The sequence below is a fragment of the Aureimonas psammosilenae genome (assembly GCF_009176975.1).
GTDB classification, from domain to species: Bacteria; Pseudomonadota; Alphaproteobacteria; order Rhizobiales; family Rhizobiaceae; genus Plantimonas; species Plantimonas psammosilenae.
This window is the reverse complement of sequence record NZ_WEZG01000006.1, coordinates 53,035-74,720: the sequence shown is the minus strand read 5'-3', so window position 1 is coordinate 74,720 and position 21,686 is coordinate 53,035. Positions and strand designations below refer to the sequence as shown.

24 protein-coding genes are annotated in these 21,686 nt (G+C 65.0%); 16 read left to right on the top strand and 8 right to left on the bottom strand.

Annotated elements, in window-relative coordinates; genetic code table 11:
• Window positions 1-5: 5 nt before the first annotated feature.
• The gene (locus F9929_RS12625; protein WP_152047112.1) at window positions 6-1,109 is read left to right on the top strand and encodes an ABC transporter permease; all 1,104 of its coding nucleotides are present in this window, start codon (window positions 6-8) and stop codon (window positions 1,107-1,109) included.
• Window positions 1,110-1,124: 15 nt separating this feature from the next.
• Here F9929_RS12625 and F9929_RS12620 read toward each other — a convergent pair whose 3' ends face one another.
• From F9929_RS12620 to F9929_RS12605, 4 genes are all read right to left on the bottom strand, one after another.
• A complete protein-coding gene (locus tag F9929_RS12620) occupies window positions 1,125-2,570 on the bottom strand; it encodes an adenylate/guanylate cyclase domain-containing protein (protein WP_152046941.1) in 1,446 nt (481 codons plus the stop codon).
• Complete coding sequence (locus F9929_RS12615) at window positions 2,570-3,445, bottom strand: MBL fold metallo-hydrolase (protein ID WP_152046940.1); 876 nt, start codon at window positions 3,443-3,445, stop codon at window positions 2,570-2,572. Before F9929_RS12615 ends, F9929_RS12620 begins: the two co-directional genes overlap by 1 nt.
• 146 nt (window positions 3,446-3,591) lie before the next feature.
• Window positions 3,592-4,053, bottom strand: coding sequence for a cyclic nucleotide-binding domain-containing protein (locus tag F9929_RS12610; protein WP_152046939.1), 462 nt, complete (start codon window positions 4,051-4,053; stop codon window positions 3,592-3,594).
• Window positions 4,054-4,233: 180 nt separating this feature from the next.
• Window positions 4,234-7,101: an ABC transporter transmembrane domain-containing protein gene (locus F9929_RS12605; RefSeq protein ID WP_152046938.1), complete on the bottom strand. Its 2,868-nt coding sequence runs from the start codon at window positions 7,099-7,101 to the stop codon at window positions 4,234-4,236.
• A gap of 205 nt (window positions 7,102-7,306) precedes the next feature.
• On the opposite strand from F9929_RS12605, the gene msrA reads away from it, so the two are divergent.
• The 3 genes from msrA (at window position 7,307) to F9929_RS12590 (ending at window position 9,023) form a co-directional block, all read left to right on the top strand.
• Window positions 7,307-8,041 (top strand): peptide-methionine (S)-S-oxide reductase MsrA, encoded by a 735-nt coding sequence (msrA, locus tag F9929_RS12600; RefSeq protein ID WP_152046937.1) that lies wholly within the window; start codon window positions 7,307-7,309, stop codon window positions 8,039-8,041.
• Window positions 8,042-8,045: 4 nt separating this feature from the next.
• Window positions 8,046-8,321 (top strand): SelT/SelW/SelH family protein, encoded by a 276-nt coding sequence (locus F9929_RS12595; protein WP_152046936.1) that lies wholly within the window; start codon window positions 8,046-8,048, stop codon window positions 8,319-8,321.
• Window positions 8,322-8,417: 96 nt separating this feature from the next.
• The gene (locus F9929_RS12590; protein WP_152046935.1) at window positions 8,418-9,023 is read left to right on the top strand and encodes a Uma2 family endonuclease; all 606 of its coding nucleotides are present in this window, start codon (window positions 8,418-8,420) and stop codon (window positions 9,021-9,023) included.
• Between the two features lie 81 nt (window positions 9,024-9,104).
• Here F9929_RS12590 and F9929_RS12585 read toward each other — a convergent pair whose 3' ends face one another.
• Both F9929_RS12585 and F9929_RS12580 read right to left on the bottom strand, forming a co-directional pair.
• A complete protein-coding gene (locus tag F9929_RS12585; RefSeq protein ID WP_152046934.1) occupies window positions 9,105-9,437 on the bottom strand; it encodes a DUF1236 domain-containing protein in 333 nt (110 codons plus the stop codon).
• A gap of 77 nt (window positions 9,438-9,514) precedes the next feature.
• Complete coding sequence (locus tag F9929_RS12580; protein WP_152046933.1) at window positions 9,515-9,868, bottom strand: DUF427 domain-containing protein; 354 nt, start codon at window positions 9,866-9,868, stop codon at window positions 9,515-9,517.
• A gap of 113 nt (window positions 9,869-9,981) precedes the next feature.
• Here F9929_RS12580 and betB point away from each other — a divergent pair, with 113 nt between their 5' ends.
• The 7 genes from betB (at window position 9,982) to F9929_RS12550 (ending at window position 14,961) form a co-directional block, all read left to right on the top strand.
• Window positions 9,982-11,445 (top strand): betaine-aldehyde dehydrogenase, encoded by a 1,464-nt coding sequence (gene betB / locus F9929_RS12575; RefSeq protein WP_152046932.1) that lies wholly within the window; start codon window positions 9,982-9,984, stop codon window positions 11,443-11,445.
• A gap of 15 nt (window positions 11,446-11,460) precedes the next feature.
• Entirely contained in the window at window positions 11,461-11,619 is a 159-nt protein-coding gene (locus tag F9929_RS24010; RefSeq protein WP_193227738.1) for a hypothetical protein, read from the top strand.
• 158 nt (window positions 11,620-11,777) lie between these two features.
• Window positions 11,778-13,067, top strand: coding sequence for a UDP-N-acetylglucosamine 1-carboxyvinyltransferase (gene murA / locus F9929_RS12570; protein WP_152046931.1), 1,290 nt, complete (start codon window positions 11,778-11,780; stop codon window positions 13,065-13,067).
• Window positions 13,068-13,256: 189 nt separating this feature from the next.
• Entirely contained in the window at window positions 13,257-13,475 is a 219-nt protein-coding gene (gene infA / locus F9929_RS12565) for a translation initiation factor IF-1 (RefSeq protein ID WP_150971899.1), read from the top strand.
• 13 nt (window positions 13,476-13,488) lie between these two features.
• Complete coding sequence (locus tag F9929_RS12560; RefSeq protein WP_152046930.1) at window positions 13,489-14,133, top strand: Maf-like protein; 645 nt, start codon at window positions 13,489-13,491, stop codon at window positions 14,131-14,133.
• On the top strand, window positions 14,130-14,330 hold the full coding sequence (gene yacG / locus F9929_RS12555; RefSeq protein WP_152046929.1) for a DNA gyrase inhibitor YacG: 201 nt from the start codon (window positions 14,130-14,132) through the stop codon (window positions 14,328-14,330). The genes F9929_RS12560 and yacG overlap by 4 nt, the downstream gene beginning before the upstream one ends.
• Before the next feature lie 112 nt (window positions 14,331-14,442).
• Window positions 14,443-14,961 (top strand): SMI1/KNR4 family protein, encoded by a 519-nt coding sequence (locus F9929_RS12550; RefSeq protein WP_152046928.1) that lies wholly within the window; start codon window positions 14,443-14,445, stop codon window positions 14,959-14,961.
• Window positions 14,962-15,044: 83 nt separating this feature from the next.
• Here F9929_RS12550 and F9929_RS12545 read toward each other — a convergent pair whose 3' ends face one another.
• Together F9929_RS12545 and F9929_RS12540 are read right to left on the bottom strand one after the other, a co-directional pair.
• A complete protein-coding gene (locus F9929_RS12545) occupies window positions 15,045-15,656 on the bottom strand; it encodes a transglutaminase-like cysteine peptidase (protein WP_152046927.1) in 612 nt (203 codons plus the stop codon).
• 304 nt (window positions 15,657-15,960) lie between these two features.
• A complete protein-coding gene (locus F9929_RS12540) occupies window positions 15,961-16,770 on the bottom strand; it encodes an alpha/beta hydrolase (protein WP_407922230.1) in 810 nt (269 codons plus the stop codon).
• Between the two features lie 212 nt (window positions 16,771-16,982).
• Between F9929_RS12540 and infC the strand changes: the two genes are divergently transcribed.
• From infC to F9929_RS12515, 5 genes are all read left to right on the top strand, one after another.
• Window positions 16,983-17,522 carry a translation initiation factor IF-3 gene (gene infC, locus F9929_RS12535; RefSeq protein ID WP_152047110.1) on the top strand — a complete coding sequence of 180 codons (540 nt, stop codon included), beginning with the start codon at window positions 16,983-16,985 and terminating at the stop codon, window positions 17,520-17,522.
• A gap of 195 nt (window positions 17,523-17,717) precedes the next feature.
• Window positions 17,718-17,918 carry a 50S ribosomal protein L35 gene (gene rpmI, locus F9929_RS12530; RefSeq protein WP_152046926.1) on the top strand — a complete coding sequence of 67 codons (201 nt, stop codon included), beginning with the start codon at window positions 17,718-17,720 and terminating at the stop codon, window positions 17,916-17,918.
• Between the two features lie 36 nt (window positions 17,919-17,954).
• Entirely contained in the window at window positions 17,955-18,371 is a 417-nt protein-coding gene (gene rplT / locus F9929_RS12525) for a 50S ribosomal protein L20 (protein WP_152046925.1), read from the top strand.
• A gap of 146 nt (window positions 18,372-18,517) precedes the next feature.
• Window positions 18,518-19,600 carry a phenylalanine--tRNA ligase subunit alpha gene (gene pheS, locus F9929_RS12520; RefSeq protein WP_152046924.1) on the top strand — a complete coding sequence of 361 codons (1,083 nt, stop codon included), beginning with the start codon at window positions 18,518-18,520 and terminating at the stop codon, window positions 19,598-19,600.
• A 232-nt stretch (window positions 19,601-19,832) separates the two neighbouring features.
• Window positions 19,833-21,665, top strand: a complete 1,833-nt coding sequence (locus F9929_RS12515) for a putative bifunctional diguanylate cyclase/phosphodiesterase (RefSeq protein WP_235919247.1) — start codon at window positions 19,833-19,835, stop codon at window positions 21,663-21,665.
• Window positions 21,666-21,686 lie beyond the last annotated feature (21 nt).

Here is a 21,686-nt window from a genome sequence, read left to right as displayed (position 1 = left end):
GGACGATGGCGGAAGGCTCGCGCTATTCCGACAAATATACGCGCGCTTCGCAGCGCCAGATCATCTGGTGGCGCTTCCGGCGCCACCGGATCGCGATGCTGGCGCTGATCTTCCTGGTGCCGGCCTATCTCACCGTGTTCTTCACCGAGATCCTTGCGCCCTATGGTCTCGAAACGCGCAACACGCAGCACATCTTCATGCCGCCGCAGAGCTTGCACCTCTTCCACGAGGGCAGCTTCATCGGGCCCTTCACCTACAAGACCACCGGCACGCTCGATCTCGACACGCTCCAGCGCCGCTACACCGAAGACCGGACGCAGCCCCAGCCGATCCGCTTCTTCTGTTCCGGCGATCCCTACCTGTTCTGGGGCCTGATCGAGGGAAACTTCCACCTCGTCTGCCCGCCGGAAGGGGGCACGATGTTTCTGCTCGGCACCGACAGGCTCGGCCACGACATGCTGAGCCGGTTGATCCACGGGGCGCGGATCTCGCTCACCGTCGGTCTCGTCGGCGTCACCATCTCCTTCGTGCTCGGCCTCTTCTTCGGCGGTCTTGCCGGTTATTTCGGCGGCCGGATCGACTGGTGGGTGCAGCGCACGACCGAAACGTTGCGCTCCATTCCCGAACTGCCGCTTTGGCTGGCGCTTTCGGCCGCGCTCCCCGTCACCTGGAGCCCGATCCTCATCTATTTCGGCATCACCATCATCTTGGCGTTGCTCGACTGGCCGGCGCTTGCCCGCGCGGTGCGCTCCAAGCTTCTCTCCTTGCGCGAAGAGGACTTCACCGCCGCCGCCGTGATGATGGGCGCCAAGCCCTCGCGCGTCATCGCCCGCCATCTTCTGCCGAACTTCATGAGCCATCTGATCGCTTCGGCGAGCCTGTCGATTCCGTCGATGATCCTCGCGGAAACGGCCTTGTCCTTCCTCGGGCTCGGCCTTCGCCCGCCGATCACGAGCTGGGGCGTGCTTTTGTCGGAAGCGCAGAACATCGAGGCCGTCGCGCTTTACCCGTGGCTCCTGTTCCCGATGGTGCCGGTGATGCTGGTGGTGCTTGCCTTCTCCTTCCTCGGCGACGGTCTGCGCGACGCGGTGGACCCCCACGCGCATTGACGCAATCCTTCAGGCTCAGGGCCGGGCGCTGCGATTGAGCCGGCGGCGAAGGTTGCGGATGAGTCCATCCCGGCGGGCGGCGAGGATCGCCACCTCGACGCTGCCGACCGTGCCAGGCAGCGCGACGTTCAGGGAGGGGATGCGTCGTTTCGGCTTGAAACCCTGAAGCCTTGCGAGGTTCAGGGTGTCCAGCGTCGTCAGCGCCAGCGTGCCGAGCTCCTTGTTGTGCTTTTCCAGCTTGGCGCAGAGATTCACCGCGCCGCCGATCACGGTGAATTCCAGCCGGCCTTCGACGCCGACGACCCCCGACACGACCTTGCCCGCCACCACCGCGATGCCGATGCCGCCGGGCGCGAGCCATGAATCGTCCTCGGCCGCGCGGTGCGAATAAGCGGACAGCACCGCTTCCGCCGCCATCAGGGCGTTCGCGGCATGGGTCGGCAGGGGGCGCACCGCGCCGAACGTCGCCATGATGCCGTCGCCCATGAACTTGTCGATCGTGCCGCCATGGTCGCGGATGATCGGCACCACCGTCTTCTGGAAGTTCGCCAGCGCCTGGAGAACGTCGGAAGGCGGATGCTCGGCGGCGATCGCGGTGAAGCCGCGAAGGTCCACGAACATGATCGAGGCTTCGCGCTGGTTGCCGTTGCCGGGCGTCAGGTCCGTGTCGAGGGTGCGGATGTCGTCGGCGACGGCGGGGTCGAAGAAGCGCGCCAGATTCACCGCCGCCTGCGCTTCGGTCACCGCCACCGCCACGAGGTGGCGCGTCAGGAGAAGCGCGAGGGCCAGAACGGCGGTGACGAGCAGGATCACCAGCGTCTTGTCGACCTCCACCCCGATCAGAACGCCGCCGGTATTGAGATAAGCGGCGAAGTCGGGGGCGAAGGACAGCTTCTGCGGATCGGATCGCAGCACCCAGACGACGAGTCCGATCCATCCGGCGGCGGCCGCCAAGCCGGCCGCGATCACGAAGCGAAGCTCGAAGCGCAGCATCCGGATGGCGATGAACAGGAAGACGTAGAGGAGCGTCGGCGATTTCAGCACGAAGGATGGCGGCTGCCCGAAATGGAGGTGCAGGCTCCAGATCAGCCCGTAGAGCAGAAGGAAGTCGACGACGATCGAGGCATAAACGGCCACGTCCGGAACCGGGGGATGCATCGCCCAGGCGAGGCCGAGAAACGACAAGGCCAGATAGGTCGCGATCACGTAAGGGACGGGCGAGGCGAAGATGGGCATGTCGTGCGGCAGGCGGGTCGCGAGATAAAGCACGGCCACGAAGCAGGCGACGAAGATCTGGATGAGCTTGACGATGACCTCGCCGACATCGTCCTGACGGCGCACGCGCAAGCGGATCGCCGGGGAGACGATGCGCGGCATCTCGCGCCCCCGGATCTGGTTCCAGACCTCGCGCGGGCGGATGCGGGCGCGTCCGCGCTCCGCTTCCTCGTCCGGGGCGGGCATTATCCCGCCTCCGCCCTCGCGCGTGCCGGAGCGAGTTGGAAGGTCATGCCGCTGCGTCCGGCGACAGTGCCCGGAAAGATGGCCCTGGCCGCTGCTTCGATCTCGGCGAGCTTGTCGTCGTCGCGCATCGGCATGTGGTGGAAAAGGACGAGCTGCCCGACGCCGGCGCGCTTGGCCAGCCGCACGCCTTCTTCCCATGAGGAATGGCCGAAATTGCGAAAGCGCTCCATTTCGGCATCGGCATAGGATGTGTCGTAGAAAACGACATCGGCATTCTCGAACAAGGACAGGACGTTCTGGTCGGTCTTGCCCGGCACGTGCTCCGTGTCGGTGACATAGGCGACGGCGCGCCCGCCATGCTCGACGCGGTAGCCGACCGCCCCGTTCGGATGGTTCAACCGCGCGGTGCGGATGCGGATATCGGGCGCGGGTTTTAGGAGGTCGCCCGGCTTGAAGTCGCGATATTCGATATCGGCGCTGAACACCTTCGGGCCGATCGGCAGAAAGGGCGCGCGCATGAAGTCGGAGATCAGTTCGGACCCCGGTCGGCCGTCGAGCATATGGCCGAGCGAAACGGACACGCGCGTTCCCGGCCGGTAGAGCGGCATGAAGAAGGGGAAGCCCATGATGTGGTCGTAATGCACATGGGAGAAGAAGAGGTCGATCTCCTTCACGTCCTCCGCCGCCATCCAGCGCCCGAGCGGCACGATGCCGGTCCCTGCGTCGAAGACGAGCCGGCATTGCCCGATCCGCATTTCCACGCAGCAGGTTTCGGTGCCGAATTCCGTCTGGCAGGGACCGGAGCCGGGCAGGGTGCCCCGTGCGCCCCAGACCACCACCTCGAAATCCTCGGCTACCGTCTGCGCGGTTCTCATGCCGGCGCGCTCCCGTCTTGCGGTCTTGGGAAGGAGCTGCACGGCATCGGTTTCATGGGAGGGATCGGATCGGGTTCAGGGACGGGCGCCGCATGGGCGCTGCGTGCCGTGGCTGGCGAGATGGAGGAAAGGGCCGGCGGGCTGGATCATGGATGGGCATGCCGCCGCTCGGAAGCGACGAGTTCGGCGGTGGTGCGGCTGAGGCGGAAGGCGAGTTCGCGCATCATCGCCACGCTCATGGTGGGGAAGGTCACGAGAAACTCGGCGAAGGTTTCCTTGCCGAGGCGAAGGGTGGTGAGATCCGTGGTCGCCGAAACGCTGGCGGTTCTCGGCACGTCGCACAAGATGGCGATCTCGCCGACGAAGTCCGTTTCGCCGACCTCGGCCAGATCGATCTCCCCGTCCGGCCCGTCCACGAAAACGCGCGCCTTGCCCGACAGGATCACATAGGCGCTGTCGCCCGGATCGTTCTGGCGGAACAGGACGTCGCCCGCCTTGAAGCGGACAACTTTGGACGTGAAAGCGAGGAGCTTGAGCTTGGCCGCATCCACGCCGGAAAACAGCGGGACGCGCTTCAGAACGTCGACCTCGTTCTTCAACTGGCTCATCGAGGAGAAGACCTCCTTAAGGCAGTGGATCGCGCAGCTTCCCGGCGCGGGATGCCGAAGGCGGGCAACCGGCTCCGGTTTTCTTCCGTCATATGATATGATGACATTTGGCCCTTCTCTTCAAGGGCGAAGGCCATCCCGTCGCATGCCATCCTCAAGGCTTCGTTCCTTCGGCCATCGTCATTCCGCCGCCGCCTGCTCGCCCGGACGCTTGGTGGCCGCGTTTTCGGTGTCGTCGCGCTGGTTGGCCGGCTCGACCGCCTCGTCCTCTCGCGAAGCGTCGGCGGCTTTGGGCGCTTCCCCGGATTGGCTGGCTTCGGGATGCTCCTCTGGATTCTCCACGATTTCGGGCAGGGCGCCTGCATCGTCCGTGGTCTCGTCGGACACGAGATGGCCGTCGCGAAACTCCACCACGCGCTCGAAGAGCTTGGCATGGCCGGCCGATGCCACGACCCAGAAGGTGCCGAAGGGACGAGGCCCCAATCGCGCCCGCTCCAGCGTCGCTTCCACGATCCGGCCCTGCGTGTCGGCGTCGAGGGCGGAAAGGCCGCGATTCACCACGAGGTAGTCGGGCGCCTTCACGAGGGCGCGGGCGAGCGCCAGCTTCTGCTGCTGGCCGAGCGACAAGCGCTTGGCGCCCGAGCCGATGTCGTAGGTGAGGCCCGCTTCCTGGACGATCCGGGCAAGGCCGAGCGCATCGAGATTGCGCAGGAGAAGCCCTTCCACCGCGTCGCCGGCATTGGCGAGATCGGTGGCGATGCGCCCGAACAGGACGTTGTCCTGCACGCTCGTCGCCGGGTTGAAGGCGTCCGCGTCGTGGAAGGCGAGGATTTCCGACAGCTCTTCCGGCAGGCGCTCGCGCAGGAGGCGGCGCGTTTCGACCACGTTGCGCATCACGCCGGCATCCACGAGGCCGAGGCGGTCGCGCGTTTCGACATAAGCGAAGGCGAGGCGGATAAAGGCGACGCGGTCCTCGTCGGGCGCGGCGTCGAAATCCGGGTTCTCGACGCGCCCGAGCCGCTGGCGGTATTCGCTCAAGTCCTCGGCGCTCATCACCGTCATGCGCTGGAGGAGCGGGTTGCCCGCTTCCAGTTCCCCGAAGAGGTCGAGCATGGTGGAGGCGATGTCGCGGCCGATGCGGTAAAGCGACTGGGCAAGGCCTGTTTCGCGCAGAACCGCGCGCGCCTGCGGATTGGTCCAAAGCTGGGCGAGGCCGGCGCGCGGGTCGCGCGCGGCGCCGAAGACGACGTTTTCCAGAAGCGTGGCGTTGTGGATGTAGCTGTCGGGGTCAAAGGGCTCGACATAGTCCTCCATGCCCTCTTCCTCGAGGCTGGCGCGGAAGGCGCGGCGGGCCTTCAGGATGCGCTCCTCGGCATCGTCGGCATGTTCGGCCGGAATGCGCGAGCGAAGGCCGAACAAGCGCACGTCGCGATCGAGCCGCACCAAAGTCAGGATGGCCGCCAGATGGTCGCCGAGTTCGCGCGACGAGGAGATGCCGATATCCTCGTAGTCGATCCAATCCTCAGATATGTCGAGCGCCGTGTTGCCCGAGAGCTTGGTCTCCAACGCCGCCAGATCGCTTTGGCGAGAGCGCTTCTTTGCTTCCTTGACGGCCACTGGATGGTGCATCAGCCCGTAGAGCAAGGCCTCGCGCAGCGTGGTGCGCGGGAAATAGGTGGCGGCGTCGACATAGGCGAGGCGTCGCCCGGTGACGGATTCGGGATAGGTGACGAGGGGGCGGCCGGCGAGATTGACCTCGCCGCCGCTCGCCGGCCGCAGCCGCACCAGCATTTCGGCGAACTGCTCGGCGCCTTCGCCGATCGGGCCGACAGCCGCGACCTTCTGGTCAAGCGGCAGATCCAAGGTGACGGGGTCGAGGATGCGACCGCCGTTCTCGTCCTGAAGCGCCGCGCCGGCCAGCGCGAAGCCGCCGGCAAGAGCCGCGACTCGCGTGGCCTCGGGCGCCTGCATGGCCGGATCGGACAGGTTCTGGATATAGAACTGCTCCACCACCTGTTCGAACTTCACCTGCACGTCGAGGCGCACCTGATCCCAGTCGATCAGGTCCTTCAAGGGCGAGGGCAGGTCCTTGTAGGCGGCGATCACGGCCACGAGCTGACCGATGTCGAGATGGCCAGTGATCGCGAAATAACCGCCGAAAAGGTAGAAGATGAAGGGCGTGAGCTGCGACAGGAAGTTGTTGAGGAATTTGACCAGGAACTTCCACTGGTAGATGTCGAAGCGGATCAGGAAGATGCGCCCCAGCTCCTCCGACACGCCGGCCCGCTCGTAGTTCGAGGTGTCGTTGGTGTGGATGGACGAGACGCTTTCCACGATCTCGCCGACGCGGCCGGCGAACTGGCGCGCGGTCAACTGGCGCTGACGGCCGAGCACGAGAAGGCGGCGGCGCATCCGGGGGATCAACACCACCTGAAGCAGCATCACGCCGAGCGCCACCATGCCCAGCGAAAAGGACTGGACGAAGATGAACACCACCGCCGTCAGCACCTGACTGATCAGGTAGACCGGCGTCACCACCGAGTCGCCGATGAAGCCGCCGATCGGCTCCAGCTCGTCCTTCACCATGGAGGAGAGTTCGGAGGCGCGAAGTTGGCGGAAGCGCGGAATCGGAAAGCGCAGGATCAGGTCCACGAACTCGTAGCGCATGCGCCGGAGCATCCGCTCCCCGAGCCGGCCCTTGTAGGTGTTGATGTAGTATTTGAACCCGCCATTGATGATGACGAGCCCCAGAAACAGGCCCGACAGGACGTAGAGCGACTCCATCCGCGTGAAGTCGAGGCCGGGAAACAAAACGAATTCGCCCGAGCCGCCCAGCCATTGCGGCCAGGGGATCGCAGTGTGGAGATATTCGCGCGTCGCCGCCGGCCCGTTCTCGAAGCCCTCGCCCTGGATCGGGCCGTTGACGATGAGCTTGGGCAGGTTCAGCGACAGGAAGAGCGGGATGATGGACACCGCGACGACCACCAGCATCCAAAGCTGGGCGCGCTTGGTGTGCCGCCAGGTATAACCGTAGAGGGAGTCCGCCATTCGCGACTTTCGGGGACGTTCGAAGACTTATCCAAACGGAAAGTCCGATGGAATTCTAGCAGCAGCAGATGGACGAGGCCAGCGGGCGCGGCATGTGCCGTCCCGCAGCCGTGATTTGCGTTCGAGGCAGGAAAGCGCCATCTCTCAATCGCGCTCCGCCCGGCGGCCTCCAAGCCGCTCGCGGATGCTAAATAGGACCGAACTCATGTCTTCCAACGGCTTTTTCCGTTTCCGGCGCGGCGCCGGGCTCGTCTTGGTGGCTGTTCTCGTGTCGGGCGGCGGCGCGGCGCTGGCGCTGAAGGGCGCGCCCCCGGCACAAGCCGCCGAAGAAGCCTGGGAACTGCCCAAGCCCGCGCTCGACGCCACGGCGAGCGGTAGCCAGGTCGCGCGCTTTGCCGGCGGCTGCTTCTGGGGCGTTCAGGGCGTCTTCCAGCACGTGAAGGGCGTTTCCAACGCGGTGTCCGGCTATGCCGGCGGCAAAACCGCCGATCCGTCCTACGATGAGGTCTCGACCGGCACGACGGGACATGCCGAAACGGTGGAAGTGACCTTCGATCCCGCCACCGTCAGCTATGGCGAGCTTCTGCGCATCTACTTCTCCGTCGCGCACGACCCGACGCTTCTGAACCGCCAGGGTCCCGACCACGGCACGCAGTACCGCTCCGCCGTGTTTCCGGTGACCGACGAGCAGAAGCGCGTGGCGGACGCTTATATCGCGCAGCTCGACAAGGCCGGGATCTACAAGGCGAAAATCGTCACCACGACGGGCGCGGCCGACAAGTTCTATCCGGCGGAAGCCTATCATCAGGACTTCCTGACGCTGAATCCGCGTTATCCCTATATCGTCGTCAACGACCTGCCCAAGATCGACAATCTGAAGCGCCTGTTCCCGGACGACTACCGCGCCGAGCCGGCGCTCGTATCCGCCGCCAAGAGCTGACGGGATGGCGGCCCCGCGCGTCGCGATCACCTACTGCACGCAGTGCCAATGGCTGCTGCGTGCCGGCTGGATGGCGCAGGAGCTTCTGTCCACTTTCGGTCCCGACCTCGGCGAGGTGGCGCTGGTGCCCGGCACCGGCGGCATCTTCGAGATCCGCTGCGGCGAGGAATTGATCTGGGAGCGCAAGCGCGACGGCGGCTTCCCCGAAGCCAAGGTGCTGAAGCAGAAGGTGCGCGACGTCATCGACCCCGACCGCGACCTCGGGCATAGTGATCGCTGAAACGCCGGTTGACGATGCGATCGTTTCCCCGCCGTTGAAGGTCTGCGTGCGCTTGGCCTATGGTTCGGGCGCGCGAAACCATCCGTCGAGTGTCACATGGCTTTTCCGGAATACGAAGCCGTATCCACGGACGACTTTCTCCGATGGATCGGCACTCAGAGCGATCGGTTCGAGCTTGTCGACGGGCGGATCATCCGCATGATGGCGGGCGCCAAGCAGAGCCACAACGTGGTGACCGCCAATCTCGTGGCCACCTTGTTGCCGCAAGCCAGAAAGGGCGGTTGTCGGACGACGTCGAGCGATACGGCGGTCAGGATAGGACAAAACACCGTCAGATATCCCGATGTCGTCGTGGATTGCGGGCCCAGCGACCCGAACGCATTGGATGCGTCGCGGCCGACAACGGTTGTCGAGGTGTCGTCCCCCGGAACTTCGGCCATAGATGCCACGGACAAGCTCGACGAATACCAGGCGCATGGCGGCATCTCGCTCATCATGTTCGTCGATCCCGATGTGATCTCCGCCAAGCTCTACAGGCGCGACGAGCGTGGTATGTGGCAAGTCGAGAAATACGACGATCTCGATGAGATTATCGAGCTTCCCGAGATCGGAGCGACGCTGCCCCTCAGCGAAATCTACGCTTCCCTCTATCCCGCCCCACGCCCGCGATTGCGGCTTGTGGAGGATGGCAAACCCGCCTGATCCGAAGGGACCGGTCGGGTCTGGAAATGAAAAAACCGCGCCGGCTGCCCGACGCGGTTTTATCCAGTCCGCTGATGTCGATCAGCGGACGATGCGGACCACGCGGCGGCTGGAATCGACGATCACCGGTGCGCCGTCCTGGTAGAAGTAGGAATAGCCCGAATAGCCCTGGACAGGCGCGAGCTGCACGTCTGCGGGAACGATGGTGCCGTTGACGAGACGCCCTTCGAGAACGGGCGCGGAATCGATCGGATTTCTCTGCACATAGGTCACGATGTCGCCCGGAAGCGTGCCCTCGTCCACGATCACGGCGGCCGGGGGCGGGGCGGGCTCCTGCTGGATCACCACGGTCTGGGCGAAGGCCGGGGACGACAGGAATGCCGCCGCGCCTGCGGCAATGAGAAGCTTACGCATCGGTTCTGATCCTGTTCAAATCGCTGTTACCCTTCGGCTTCCATAACCGACGGAACGCATTCGGGGTTCCCCGGCGGTCAGCCGACCTCGATGCGCAGCTTGTCCGGATAGAACGACAGATGGCCGGCGATGGCCGAGGCCGCTTCATGCGGGTTGTCGTAGGCCCAGGCGCCGTTTTCCACCGCGCGGCCTTGGCCCGTGATCGTCCAATAGCGCGCTTCTCCCTTGTGCGGGCAGGTCGTGTGGTGATCGGTCGGAAGCAGGAACTCCATCGCGACGTGCTCCTTCGGGATATAGTAGACCGGGGCGCGGTTGCCTTCCTTCAGGATCAAGGCCTCCTTTGTGGAAGCGATGATATTGTCGTTCATCAGAACGATCACGGGGCGCGTTTCGCGCTCCACGGTGATGGTAGGCGTAGCTGCGTTGCTCATATGGCTCTCCCTTTAACCCGGCAAACCGATGGCCGTGGCCGGAGTTCCGGCGGATAGCTCGACAGATGCGCCGTTCGGGCCGATAAGACCGGCGCGACTTCGAGGAATCTTCCATGCGCGCCCAGCCCCCCGCTTCCCATTTCATCGACGGCGTCTTCCACGAGGACGTGGAGGGAGCGCCCTTCGAGAGCCTTTATCCGGCGACCGGCGAGGTGATCGCCCGGCTCCATGCCGCAACGCCTGCCGCGATCGAGCTGGCGATCGCGGCGGCCCGGCGTGGGCAGGAGGAATGGGCGGCGATGCCGGGCGCCGAGCGCGGCCGGGTGCTGCGCCGCGCCGCCGCCATCATGCGCGAGCGCAACCGCGAACTTTCCGAACTCGAAACCCTCGACACCGGCAAGCCCATCGCCGAGACGCTGGTGGCGGATGCGGCGTCGGGCGCCGACTGCCTCGATTACTTCGCCTCGCTTGCCGCCGATATCAGGGGCGATTACATCGATCTCGGCGGTTCCTTCGCTTATACGCGGCGCGAGCCCTTAGGCGTCTGCGTCGGCATCGGCGCGTGGAACTATCCGATCCAGATCGCTTCCTGGAAGGCCGCGCCCGCGCTCGCCTGCGGCAACGCCATGATCTTCAAGCCCTCCGAGACGACGCCTCTCTCGGCCCTGAAGCTCGCCGAGATCCTGAGCGAGGCGGGTCTGCCGAAGGGTGTCTTCAACGTCCTGCAGGGCTCCGGCGAGGTCGGGGCCGCGCTCGTCTCCCATCCGCTTGTCGATAAGGTGTCCGTGACCGGATCGGTCGCCACCGGCTCCCGCGTGATGGCGGCCGCGAGCGCCGACATCAAGCCGGTGACGCTGGAGCTCGGCGGCAAGTCGCCGATCGTGGTCTTCGCCGATGCCGATCTCGACGCCGCCGTCTCCGGCGCGATCCTCGGCAATTTCTATTCCGCGGGCCAGATCTGTTCCAACGGCACGCGCGTCTTCGTGGAGCGTTCGGTGCGCGCGGCTTTCGTGGAAAAGCTTCTGGCGCGCGTCGCCAAAATCCGGCTCGGCGACCCATTGAGCGAGGCGACCGACATGGGACCGCTCGTGTCGGAAGCTCAAAGGGTGCGGGTCCTATCCTATATGTGGCTCGGGGAGGAGGAAGGGGCCAAGCTCGAATGCGGCGGCAAGGCCGCCGTTCTTCCGGGTATGGTCGAGGGCTTCTTCGTGCAGCCGACCGTTTTCACCGATGTCCGGGACGACATGCGCATCGCCAGGGAAGAAATCTTCGGCCCGGTGATGAGCGTCTTCGACTTCGACACGGAAGAGGAAGTGGTGGCGCGCGCCAACGGCACCGAATTCGGCCTCGCGGCCGGCGTCTTCACGCGCGACATTCAGCGCGGGCACCGCGTGGTGGCCAAGCTGAAGGCCGGCACCTGCTGGATCAACGCCTATAACCTGACGCCCGTCGAAATGCCCTTCGGCGGCGCAAGGCGTTCGGGCATCGGGCGCGAGAACGGCCGCGCGGCGATCGAGCATTACAGCCAGGTGAAGAGCGTTTACGTCGAAATGGGGCAGGCGGCGTCGCCCTACTGAGGCGACCTTCCACGCATGGGCAAGCTCCTTTCCCTTCTCCTTCTTCTGGCGATGCTCCTGCATCTCTTCCGTCCTCTCGGCCTGCCGGGCCTGAGGAAACGGGGGGACGCCTGGAAGATCGCGCTGGTCGCCTTTTTCGTCTTCGGCCTGACGGTTCTCGTCGGCTCGCATTGAGTCCAGGCATTGCGGTCGCGGGCGTTTGAATGTCCGCCCGCCCTGGTGTAGGGGACCCCTTCCACCGCCTCCGCGCGCTTCGGCATCCTCCGCCGCGCGGGCAAGACACGAGCGGAACGCCGGCACCACGCCGCCGCCGCCCCGATTGGACGAATCGCATGGATCGCATCCGCATCAGGGGCGGCAACACGCTCTCCGGCACCATCCCGATTTCGGGCGCGAAGAACGCCGCGCTCCCCCTGATGATCGCCTCGCTTCTCACCGACGACACGCTGACGCTGGAAAATGTGCCGCATCTGGCGGACGTAGAACAGCTCATCCGCATTCTCGGCAATCACGGCGTCGACTACACCGTGTCCGGCAAGCGCCTCGGGCAAAGCGGCGCGAGCGGGCGCACCATCCATTTCACCGCGCGCACCATCATCGACACCACCGCCCCTTACGAACTCGTCTCCAAGATGCGTGCGAGCTTCTGGGTGATCGGCCCGCTTCTCGCCCGCATGCATAAGGCGCGCGTGTCCTTGCCGGGCGGCTGCGCCATCGGCACGCGGCCGGTGGACCTCTTCATCGAAGGCCTTCAGGCGCTCGGCGCCACGATCGACATCGAAAGCGGTTACATCGTCGCCGAAGCCAAGGGCGGCTTGAAAGGCGCGCGCTACCGATTCCCGAAGGTCTCCGTCGGCGCGACGCATGTGATGATGATGGCCGCCTCGCTCGCCAAGGGCGAGACCCTGATCGAGAACGCCGCGCGCGAGCCGGAAGTCGCCGATCTTGCCGCCTGCCTCAACGCGATGGGCGCCCGGATTGAGGGCGCGGGCACATCCACCATCCGCATCCAGGGCGTCGAGGCGCTGTCGGGCGCGCGCCACCGCGTTTTGCCGGACCGCATCGAAACGGGCACCTATGCCATGGCGGTGGCCATGACGGGCGGCGACGTGACGCTGGAAGGCACGCGCAGCGATCTTCTCCAATCGGCGCTCGATGCCCTGCGCGCGGCCGGCGCCGAGGTGACGGACGTGGCCAACGGCATTCACGTCCGGCGCAACGGCAACGGGCTCCAGCCCGTCGATGTCGTCACCGACCCGTTTCCCGGCTTTCCGACCGATCTCCAGGCGCAGTTCATGGCGTTGATGACGCGCTCCAGCGGCGTGTCGAACATCACCGAGACGATCTTCGAGAACCGCTTCATGCACGTGCAGGAACTCGTGCGGCTCGGTGCCCGCATCTCGCTATCAGGGCAGGTGGCGCGCGTCGAGGGCGTGCCGCGCCTGGCCGGCGCGCCGGTGATGGCGACCGACCTTCGCGCGTCGGTTTCGCTCGTGATCGCCGGGCTCGCGGCTGAAGGCGAGACGATCGTCAACCGCGTCTACCATCTCGATCGCGGCTTCGAGCGCCTGGAAGAAAAGCTCGGCAATTGCGGTGCCGAGGTGGAGCGTCTGTCGAGCTGATCGCTTGGATAGGCTTGCAAGCCAAGGTTTCGCACCCGATTTAGTGGGAAGGTTCTGCCTTCCCGCCTTGCTTTTTCGTCGCGAAGCGCCGATGGAGAGCCGCTTAATCCCATTTCCAGCGGCCATGCAGCGGCATGGCGGCGACTGCGGATGCCCTTCAGCGGCGTTCGTATCCTCGAAGGATCATCGATGCCGAAAGAAGAAGTTCTCGAATTTCCGGGCACCGTGACCGAGCTTTTGCCGAACGCGACGTTCCGGATCAAGCTCGAGAACGACCACGAGATCATCGCCCACACGGCGGGCCGGATGCGCAAGAACCGCATCCGCGTTCTGACGGGCGATAAGGTGCTCGTCGAGATGACGCCCTACGATCTCACCAAGGGTCGCATCACCTACCGCTTCAAGTAAACGGTTTTCCGGGATGGCCTCGACGCCCCGGCTGGTTCTCGCCTCCGCTTCGCCGCGCCGGCTCGAACTCCTGCAACAATCCGGCATCGAGCCGGAACAGCTTCTGCCCGCCGATGTCGACGAGACGCCGGAGCGCTCCGAGCATCCGCGCTCGCTCGCCAAGCGCCTGTGCCGGCAGAAGGCCGATCGCGCGCGCGAAATCCTCGCCGAGCGCGACCAGCTCGGCAACCGCATCGTGCTCGCCGCCGACACGGTGGTCGCCGTCGGTCGCCAGATCATGCCGAAAGCCGAGCTGCGCGAGGACGCGGTCGCCAATCTTCGCATCCTGTCCGGCCGCATGCACCGCGTCTTCACCGGCGTTTGCGTGATCGGGCCGGGCTCCGAGCGCCACCATATCCGCCTCGTGGAAAGCCGGGTGCGTTTCAAACGCCTGTCGCGCGAGGACATCGAATCCTATGTCGCGTCCGGCGAATGGCGCGGCAAGGCGGGCGGCTACGCCATCCAAGGGTTGGCCGGGCGCTTCGTGGTGCGCCTCATCGGCTCCTACACCAATGTCGTCGGCCTGCCTCTTTATGAAACCGTGTCGCTGCTCGACGGCCAGGGCTTCGATATCCACGGCCGCTACAAGGACGTGGTCCCGGCGCCTGCCGCGATATGAGCGGGAGCGCCAAGGTCACGCCGCTACGCCCCAAGCGCGGCTGCCCGGAATGCGGCCGCCCGTCCGACCGCGCGACCTACCCCTTCTGCTCGCCGCGCTGCAAGTCGGTCGACCTCAACCGCTGGCTGACGGGCTCCTACGTCATCCCCGGCCGGGATCATGACGCGCTGAGTTCGGACGAGGGCGAAGAGCGGTAGGGATTTCTGCGGCGGGGAGGGGCGTTTCGGGGTGAAAATCGATCTGGCAGCTTCGGAGGCTGGTTTTAATCAAGCTTCCAGTCGCTGACCACGAGAGCCTGGAGGAAGCGCGATGACAGAAGGCGGACGGGCGTTTGCCGTGGCCCTTCAACGTCTCCGTGAGAACGGTCTTCAACCAAAGGGACTTGGGACCTACGACGAGAGCGACGTCGCTCGCTTGGAGACTCGGCTCGGCGTCCGCCTTCCACCCTCCTACCGAGCCATGCTGCTCGACTTTGGCTCCTTACGGTTCGAGGGCATGGAGTTCTATGGCTTGGTCCCAGGCGGACATGATGCCGTTGGCATACCCAACGTCGTCTTCGCGACCGAGAGCGATCGGGCGAGCGGGGCGATCTCGCCAGCCATGGTTCACATCAACCAGTCCGGCTACGGTCCCTTTTTTGTTCTGGACTGCTCGGCACCGGACGATGAGGGCGAAGCACCGGTCTACGAGATACAAATTAGCGGCACGGCCTTTGGGCAGGAACATGTCGCTCCCAGCTTCGGAGCCTTTGTGCTGGGCGAGGTCGAGGGGTTGCTGCGGTCAGAAGGGTTGCAGGACGGTCGAGGGAGCCCGCGATGGCATGGCTGACCGCTTCGAAGATGCCGGAAACGACTGGTCGAATGATCACAACGGGCCGATAGCCGCCCACCCGCCACGCTCATCCCGGTTTGCTACCGCTTCAACGCACCTACCGCGACATCGGCGTCGTTGACGATGGTGAGCCAGACATTCGGGTCGGCCGAGCTTTGGCGTTTCACGAAGGTGTAGTTCGTTTCGTCCCAGCGCTTCATGCGGGGGTCGAGATTGTCAAGGACGTAGTCGCCCTCGTCGGTGCGCACCGTCAGGACGGCATGGCCCTCGCCGTCGCGCTTTCTCACCACCGTCATCAGGAGATCGGCGACGGGGATGCCTGCCGCATGGAGTTCGCGGCGTTTTTCGAGGGCGAAATCCTCGCAGTCGCCCTTGTTCTCGTCGGGATAGGTCCAGCGCTCCTCGACGCCGTAGAGCACGCGGTCGGTGACGGGGCGCACTTGGGTATTGATCCGGCGGTTCAAGGCGTCGATCTCGGCCAGCAACGCCTCGCTCGCCTGGCGGGGGGCAAGGCCTTCGCTGAGGATCGGGCGGCAGTCGGGGGCGTTTTCGCGGCAGAACATGATCCAGCCGATCGGCGTCGTGGTCGCCGAGCCGACCGGCATGGTGCGGTTCTGCGGGCCGCCGGCGAAGGCCGCGGCTGCGTGCAGGCAAAGAAAGAGCGCCAGTGCGGCGCGAAACGCGCGGCCCATTCCAGTGTCCCGTGATCGCCGTGGGGGCGATGGTTGTCGGATGATGGGTCGATGGTGAGTGCAATGCGGGAGGCTGTCAACGCCCCGACATGGGCTGCCGGTAGAGCGAGGCCGGATTCCGGCAAGCTCCGTTCAAGAAAAAACAAGCTGGCCGTCGTTCGGCGTTCCGTTGACGGTCGTTGCGCGGGGGTGAAAGGCAAGTAATTCCAGTTATTTGCTCGCCCTCGTCGATAGGACCGTGACGGTTCTGCAACAGCCGGATGATATGCCGGGAAAATTTCTCGGGCGACGGAACCAAACGCATTCAGGACGCGGAGGACATTCGCGCCAGGTCCATCGCGGCCTGTTCCATCAGAAGAAGGTCGGCCTCGCGCGACAGTCGATGGTCGCCGCCGGGCACCAGCGTCACCGTGACCGCATCGGTCGGGAGATGCGAAACGAGGTCCAGCGCGTGGCCGAAGGGAACGTCGGGGTCGGCCATGCCCTGGATGATGCGGATCGGGCAGTCGGTCGCGATCGGACCCGTCATCACCCCGTTCGCCGCGCCGTCCTCGATCAGCGCGCGCGTGTAGATGTTCGGCTCGGGTGAATAGTCCGACGGTTCGGTGCAGAAGCCCTTCGTTTCGAGGTCGCTGCGTTGTTCCTCCGTCATCGCCGGCAGGAGCAGTCTTTGCGTGAAGTCGGGCGCGGGGGCGAGAAGGAGAAGGCCTTTCACGCGGCCTGCCAGAAGCCTCACCCCTTCGTTTCGGCGGGCGAGAAGAAGTGCGATCCAGGCGCCCATGGACGAGCCGACGAGGATCAAGGGGCCTTGCGTTTTCGCATCGATCACGGCGAGCGCGTCGTCGCGCCAGCGCGAGATCGTGCCGTCGGCGAAGCGTCCTTCCGATTCGCCGTGGCCGGAATAATCGAAGCGGCAGAAGCCGAGACCTTCGCGGGACGCCAGCGCCGACAAGCGCTCGGCCTTGGTGCCCAGCATGTCGGAACGGTAGCCGCCGAGCCATACGAGCGTCGGCGCGGCGCCGGGAAAGGCGCGTACGGCGAGGCGGCGCGGGTTTTCGGTGCCGCCATTGACCGTCACGAAGTCCGGCGGGGAAGGAAGATTCTCTGTCGCCAAGAAGCGCGCTCCATGGAAAATGACGGATATCGGCGCGTCGAAGATGAATTCTCCGCTCGCCCATGCTATATTGCATTTGAACGCGGGCGTATTCCCTTGCCTCGTCCGTCTCGAAATGCCCCGCCTCGTCGCGGGGCGAGAGGATGCGGGAACCGAAACCCCGCTTCCACGAGTTTCAATTTCTGACGTCTCAACAACCGGAGAGAACGACCATTCGCAGACCGTTCCGCGCACCCCCCGTCCAGAAGGAAGGGCCGCGCTCCAACCGAGAAATCCGTATCCCCTTCGTGCAGCTCATCGATGCCGAGGGTCAGAACCGGGGGCAGACCGCGACCGCCGACGCGCTCGCGATGGCCGAGGAGGCCGGACTCGATCTCGTCGAGATCGTGCCGAACGCCAATCCGCCCGTGTGCAAGATCCTCGACCTCGGCAAGCTGAAATACGAGGGCCAGAAGAAGGCCTCGGAACAGCGCAAGCGCCAGAAGGTCATCGAGGTCAAGGAAATCAAGATGCGTCCGAACATCGACGATCATGATTACGAGACCAAGATGAAGGCGGTCCGCCGCTTCTTCGAGGAAGGCGACAAGGTCAAGGTGACGCTCCGGTTCCGTGGGCGCGAGATGGCTCACCAGGAACTCGGCATGGAACTCCTCAACCGTGTGCGCGAGGAAACGGCCGAGCTTTCCAAGGTCGAGGCCGAGCCCAAGCTCGAAGGTCGCCAGATGATGATGGTGCTGGCGCCCCGTCACTGACAAGCGCTCCGGCGCTTGCCAACGGACAAGGTTTTCGCTAAGAGCCGGTCCGTTCAACGAGCCGGCCGGCAGGGCATGCCGGGCCGGCTCCTAACGCTGTCCGCGTGTCTCCCAACGGTTTCATCGCCATCGGGAAGGCTTCTCGCTCGAAAGGGCAGGGGGCTCGACGCGGCTTCCTGTTCCGAGGAGAGCAAAATGCCCAAGATGAAGACGAAGGCGGCCGCCAAGAAGCGGTTCCGCTTCACGGCCAACGGTCACGTGAAGGCCGGTGCCGCCGGCAAGCGTCACGGCATGATCAAGCGCTCCAACGACTTCATTCGCGACTCGCGCGGCACCATGCTGCTGTCGAAGGCGGATGAGAAGATCGTCAAGGTCTACATGCCCTACAACCGTTGATCGGTCGGGCGTTATAGAAATCTAGGAGCACCGATCATGGCACGTGTCAAAAGAGGCGTCACCGCGCACGCCAAGCACAAGAAGGTTCTCGAGCAGGCCAAGGGCTTCCGGGGCCGTCGCAAGAACACCATCCGCGCCGCCAAGGCCGCCGTCGACCGTTCGAAGCAGTACGCGACGCGCGATCGCCGCGTGAAGAAGCGCAACTTCCGCGCTCTCTGGATCCAGCGCATCAATGCCGGCGTGCGCGAGCACGGCCTGACCTATGCGCGCTTCATCGATGGTCTCGCCAAGAGCGGCATCGAGGTCGATCGCAAGGTCCTGTCCGACATCGCGATCCACGAGCCGGAGGCCTTCACGGCCCTGGTCGAAGCCGCCAAGAAGGCGCTGGACTATCTGAAGGAGCAGGCCCCCAACTCCTACGAGCGGGCCGTCGGCGAGAAGCAGGCGGCCTAAGGCTTCCCGCTTATTCACCGCATTCATCTAAAGGCCCGCCGGCGAAACGCCGTGCGGGCCTTTTGGCTTTTCGCGGGCGGGCTTTCCTTGCCGCTCCCAGGCGGATAGGGATGCCGCCACTTGATTTCGCATGGAGACCGACCCTCGTGACCGATCTGCAAGGGCTTGAAGCGCGCTTTGATGCCGCCATCGCGGGTGCCGGGGACGAAGCGGCCCTGGAGGCCGTCAGGCTGGCGGCGCTCGGCAAGAAGGGCGAGATTTCCGAGCTTTTGAAAGGGCTCGGCCGGATGACGCCGGACGAGCGGCGCGAGGTCGGGCCGAAGCTGAACGGATTGCGCGACCGGGTGTCGGAAGCGCTCAGCCACCGCCGCGAAGCGCTGACCGAAGCGGCCATCACCCAGCGCTTGGAGGCCGAGCGCCTCGACGTCACGCTGCCTGTCCGGCCGAACCCGGCGGCGCGCGGGCGCATCCATCCGATCAGCCAGGTCATCGACGAGATCACCGCGATCTTCGCCGATATGGGCTTTTCCGTCGCCGAAGGGCCGGACATCGAGACCGACCGCTACAATTTCACCGCGCTGAACTTCCCCGAAGGTCACCCGGCGCGCGAGATGCACGACACCTTCTTCCTGCCGTCGAATGCAGCCGGCGAGCGCAAGGTTCTGCGCACCCACACCTCGCCCGTGCAGATCCGCACCATGGAAGCGCAGAAGCCGCCGATCCGCATCGTCATCCCCGGCAAGACCTACCGGCAGGATTCGGATGCGACCCACACGCCGATGTTCCATCAGGTGGAAGGGCTCGTGATCGACAAGACGGCGACGGTCGCCAACATGAAGTGGGTGCTGACGGAGTTCTGCAAGGCCTTCTTCGAGGTCTCGAACGTCAACATGCGCTTCCGGCCGAGCTTCTTCCCCTTCACCGAGCCCTCGATGGAGGTCGACATCCAGTGCGACCGCTCCGGCGCGGAAGTGCGCTTCGGCGAGGGCACGGACTGGATGGAGATCCTCGGCTGCGGCATGGTGCACCCGAACGTCCTTCGCGGCGTCGGCCTCGATCCGGACGAGTATCAGGGTTTCGCCTGGGGCATGGGCATCGACCGCATCGCCATGCTGAAATACGGCATGCCGGACCTGCGCGACTTCTTCGAAGCGGACCTGCGCTGGATCGAGCATTACGGTTTCCGCCCGCTCGACATGCCGACGCTGTTCGGCGGCTTGAGTTCCTAAGGCCGAGTCGACGTTCTTCGGGTGCGATGGAGCAACTTTCGCTGCCCGTCGACCGAGCAGGTTGCCGATATAATAGACACCTAAAGGAAGCCGTAACCCTCTCGAGGAATAGCGAAAATCCCGGCGAGTCCCAACGCGTCGGGTTCACTGCACTTTAAACGTGTGGCCCGTAATCGTTGGTCGGCTACCCGCAGCGCGGGTGGCTGAATGGTCAATCGACGGGACGATGCGGATGGACTGCATTGACGAACACCGCTCGGAGCGGAAGGCGACGTCTTCGCCGGCCGAGCGTCAGTCGGCTTTCTCGACCGCGGATGCGGCACGCCTCGAGCCCGCGCTGGCCGATGCGACGCTGACCGAACAACTGCGTCGGTTCGAGGCTGCGCTTGAGAACATGAGCCAGGGCCTTTGCATGTTCGACGAGCAGTCCCGTCTCGTCGTCTGCAACAAGCGCTATCACGACCTTTTCCGGCTGCCCCCCGGCACAATCGCGCTTGGGATGAAGCAGAACGAGATCTGCGCCCTTTTGATCGAGCGCGGGACCTATCACGGCACGCTGAGGCTGGAGAACATCGCGGAGGATACGCGGCTCGCGCTTCAAAGCGATAACGGCCTGCCGGTGCTGCGCGAACTTGCCGACGGCCGGGTGATCTCGGTTCTCTACCGGACCATGGAAGGCGGCGGCTGGGTCTCGACCTTCGAGGACATCACGGAGCAGAAGCGGAGCGAGGCTCGTATCCGCCATCTGGCGCGCCATGACGGCCTGACCGATCTCCCCAACGCGCGCACGCTGCGGGCCGAATGCATCGACACCCTGGCGAGGGCGCGGGCGGAAGGCAGCATGTTCGCCATCAGCTATCTCGATCTCGACCGCTTCAAGTTCGTGAACGACACCTATGGCCACGACATCGGCGACGAACTGCTTCGGGCCATGGCGGAGCGTATCCGTCAAACGATCGACGGACACGCGATGATCGGTCGCCTCGGCGGCGACGAATTCGCCGTCGCCGCGATCGTTTCGAACAAGGCGAGCGCCTTGCGGGCGGCGGAAGACCTGAGAAGCCGTTTGTCGTTGCCCTATCGCCTTTCGAGCGGCCGGATCGAGGTGGGCGTCAGTATCGGCGTCGCGATCGATGGAAATGGCGACGAGGATGCGGAGGAACTGCTTCGGGACGCCGATCTCGCCCTCCGGCATGCCAAGGAAGCCGGACGGGGGATGGTTTGCGTCTTCGATCCCGACATGGCCGAAACGGCGCGGATGCGCCGGCTTCTCGAGGCCGATCTCCACGCCGCGTTGGAGAAAGCGCAGTTCGAGCTTCATTATCAGCCGCTCGTCGAAATCGACGCCCATCGCACGGTCGGCGTGGAGGCGCTTCTGCGCTGGCGCCATCCTGAAAAGGGTATCGTGCCGCCGGCGACCTTCATTCCGGTGGCCGAGGAGATCGGGCTGATCGTGCCTTTGGGGCAATGGGTGATGCGACAGGCCTGCCGCGACGCCGCCGGGTGGCCCGAGCACGTCACCGTCGCCGTGAACGTGTCCGGCATCCAGATGCGCCAGAGCGCTTTCACCGACATGGTCTTGGAAGCCCTGAGCGAGGGCGGGCTGCCGGCCGGGCGGCTGGAAATCGAGCTCACCGAAAGCGCGCTTCTCGACGATTGCGAAACGACCCTGCGCAACATCACGGTGTTGCGCGATGCCGGTATCCGTTTCGCCATGGACGATTTCGGCACGGGCTATTCCTCGCTGAGCTATCTCCGCCGTTTCCCGATCGACAAGATCAAGATCGATCGCTCCTTCATGAAGGATGCCGAAACGAGCCCGGACGCGCTCGCCATCATCCGGGCCGTGGCGGGGCTCGGCGTCAGTCTCGGCATCACCACCCTCGTGGAAGGGGTGGAAACGCCCGAACAGCTCGCGGTCGCGAGGATGGAAGGGATCGAACAGGTCCAAGGCTACCTGTTCAGTCGGCCCGAGCCTCGATCCACCATCACCGAACGCTTCGCGCTGGAGACGGAAGCCGATGGTGGCACGAGACACGGCGGGAGCACCCGTCCGGCATCTTGATATCCGCGGGCAGCGCCCTCG

Excerpts from the sequence above, each read along its gene's own strand:
- F9929_RS12625 (WP_152047112.1), top strand. The coding sequence starts at position 6 with ATGGCGGAAGGCTCGCGCTATTCCGACAAATATACGCGCGCTTCGCAG.
- F9929_RS12620 (WP_152046941.1), bottom strand. The coding sequence starts at position 2,570 with ATGCCCGCCCCGGACGAGGAAGCGGAGCGCGGACGCGCCCGCATCCGC.
- F9929_RS12615 (WP_152046940.1), bottom strand. The coding sequence starts at position 3,445 with ATGAGAACCGCGCAGACGGTAGCCGAGGATTTCGAGGTGGTGGTCTGG.
- F9929_RS12610 (WP_152046939.1), bottom strand. The coding sequence starts at position 4,053 with ATGAGCCAGTTGAAGAACGAGGTCGACGTTCTGAAGCGCGTCCCGCTG.
- F9929_RS12605 (WP_152046938.1), bottom strand. The coding sequence starts at position 7,101 with ATGGCGGACTCCCTCTACGGTTATACCTGGCGGCACACCAAGCGCGCC.
- msrA (WP_152046937.1), top strand. The coding sequence starts at position 7,307 with ATGTCTTCCAACGGCTTTTTCCGTTTCCGGCGCGGCGCCGGGCTCGTC.
- F9929_RS12595 (WP_152046936.1), top strand. The coding sequence starts at position 8,046 with ATGGCGGCCCCGCGCGTCGCGATCACCTACTGCACGCAGTGCCAATGG.
- F9929_RS12590 (WP_152046935.1), top strand. The coding sequence starts at position 8,418 with ATGGCTTTTCCGGAATACGAAGCCGTATCCACGGACGACTTTCTCCGA.
- F9929_RS12585 (WP_152046934.1), bottom strand. The coding sequence starts at position 9,437 with ATGCGTAAGCTTCTCATTGCCGCAGGCGCGGCGGCATTCCTGTCGTCC.
- F9929_RS12580 (WP_152046933.1), bottom strand. The coding sequence starts at position 9,868 with ATGAGCAACGCAGCTACGCCTACCATCACCGTGGAGCGCGAAACGCGC.
- betB (WP_152046932.1), top strand. The coding sequence starts at position 9,982 with ATGCGCGCCCAGCCCCCCGCTTCCCATTTCATCGACGGCGTCTTCCAC.
- F9929_RS24010 (WP_193227738.1), top strand. The coding sequence starts at position 11,461 with ATGGGCAAGCTCCTTTCCCTTCTCCTTCTTCTGGCGATGCTCCTGCAT.
- murA (WP_152046931.1), top strand. The coding sequence starts at position 11,778 with ATGGATCGCATCCGCATCAGGGGCGGCAACACGCTCTCCGGCACCATC.
- infA (WP_150971899.1), top strand. The coding sequence starts at position 13,257 with ATGCCGAAAGAAGAAGTTCTCGAATTTCCGGGCACCGTGACCGAGCTT.
- F9929_RS12560 (WP_152046930.1), top strand. The coding sequence starts at position 13,489 with ATGGCCTCGACGCCCCGGCTGGTTCTCGCCTCCGCTTCGCCGCGCCGG.
- yacG (WP_152046929.1), top strand. The coding sequence starts at position 14,130 with ATGAGCGGGAGCGCCAAGGTCACGCCGCTACGCCCCAAGCGCGGCTGC.
- F9929_RS12550 (WP_152046928.1), top strand. The coding sequence starts at position 14,443 with ATGACAGAAGGCGGACGGGCGTTTGCCGTGGCCCTTCAACGTCTCCGT.
- F9929_RS12545 (WP_152046927.1), bottom strand. The coding sequence starts at position 15,656 with ATGGGCCGCGCGTTTCGCGCCGCACTGGCGCTCTTTCTTTGCCTGCAC.
- rpmI (WP_152046926.1), top strand. The coding sequence starts at position 17,718 with ATGCCCAAGATGAAGACGAAGGCGGCCGCCAAGAAGCGGTTCCGCTTC.
- rplT (WP_152046925.1), top strand. The coding sequence starts at position 17,955 with ATGGCACGTGTCAAAAGAGGCGTCACCGCGCACGCCAAGCACAAGAAG.
- F9929_RS12515 (WP_235919247.1), top strand. The coding sequence starts at position 19,833 with ATGGACTGCATTGACGAACACCGCTCGGAGCGGAAGGCGACGTCTTCG.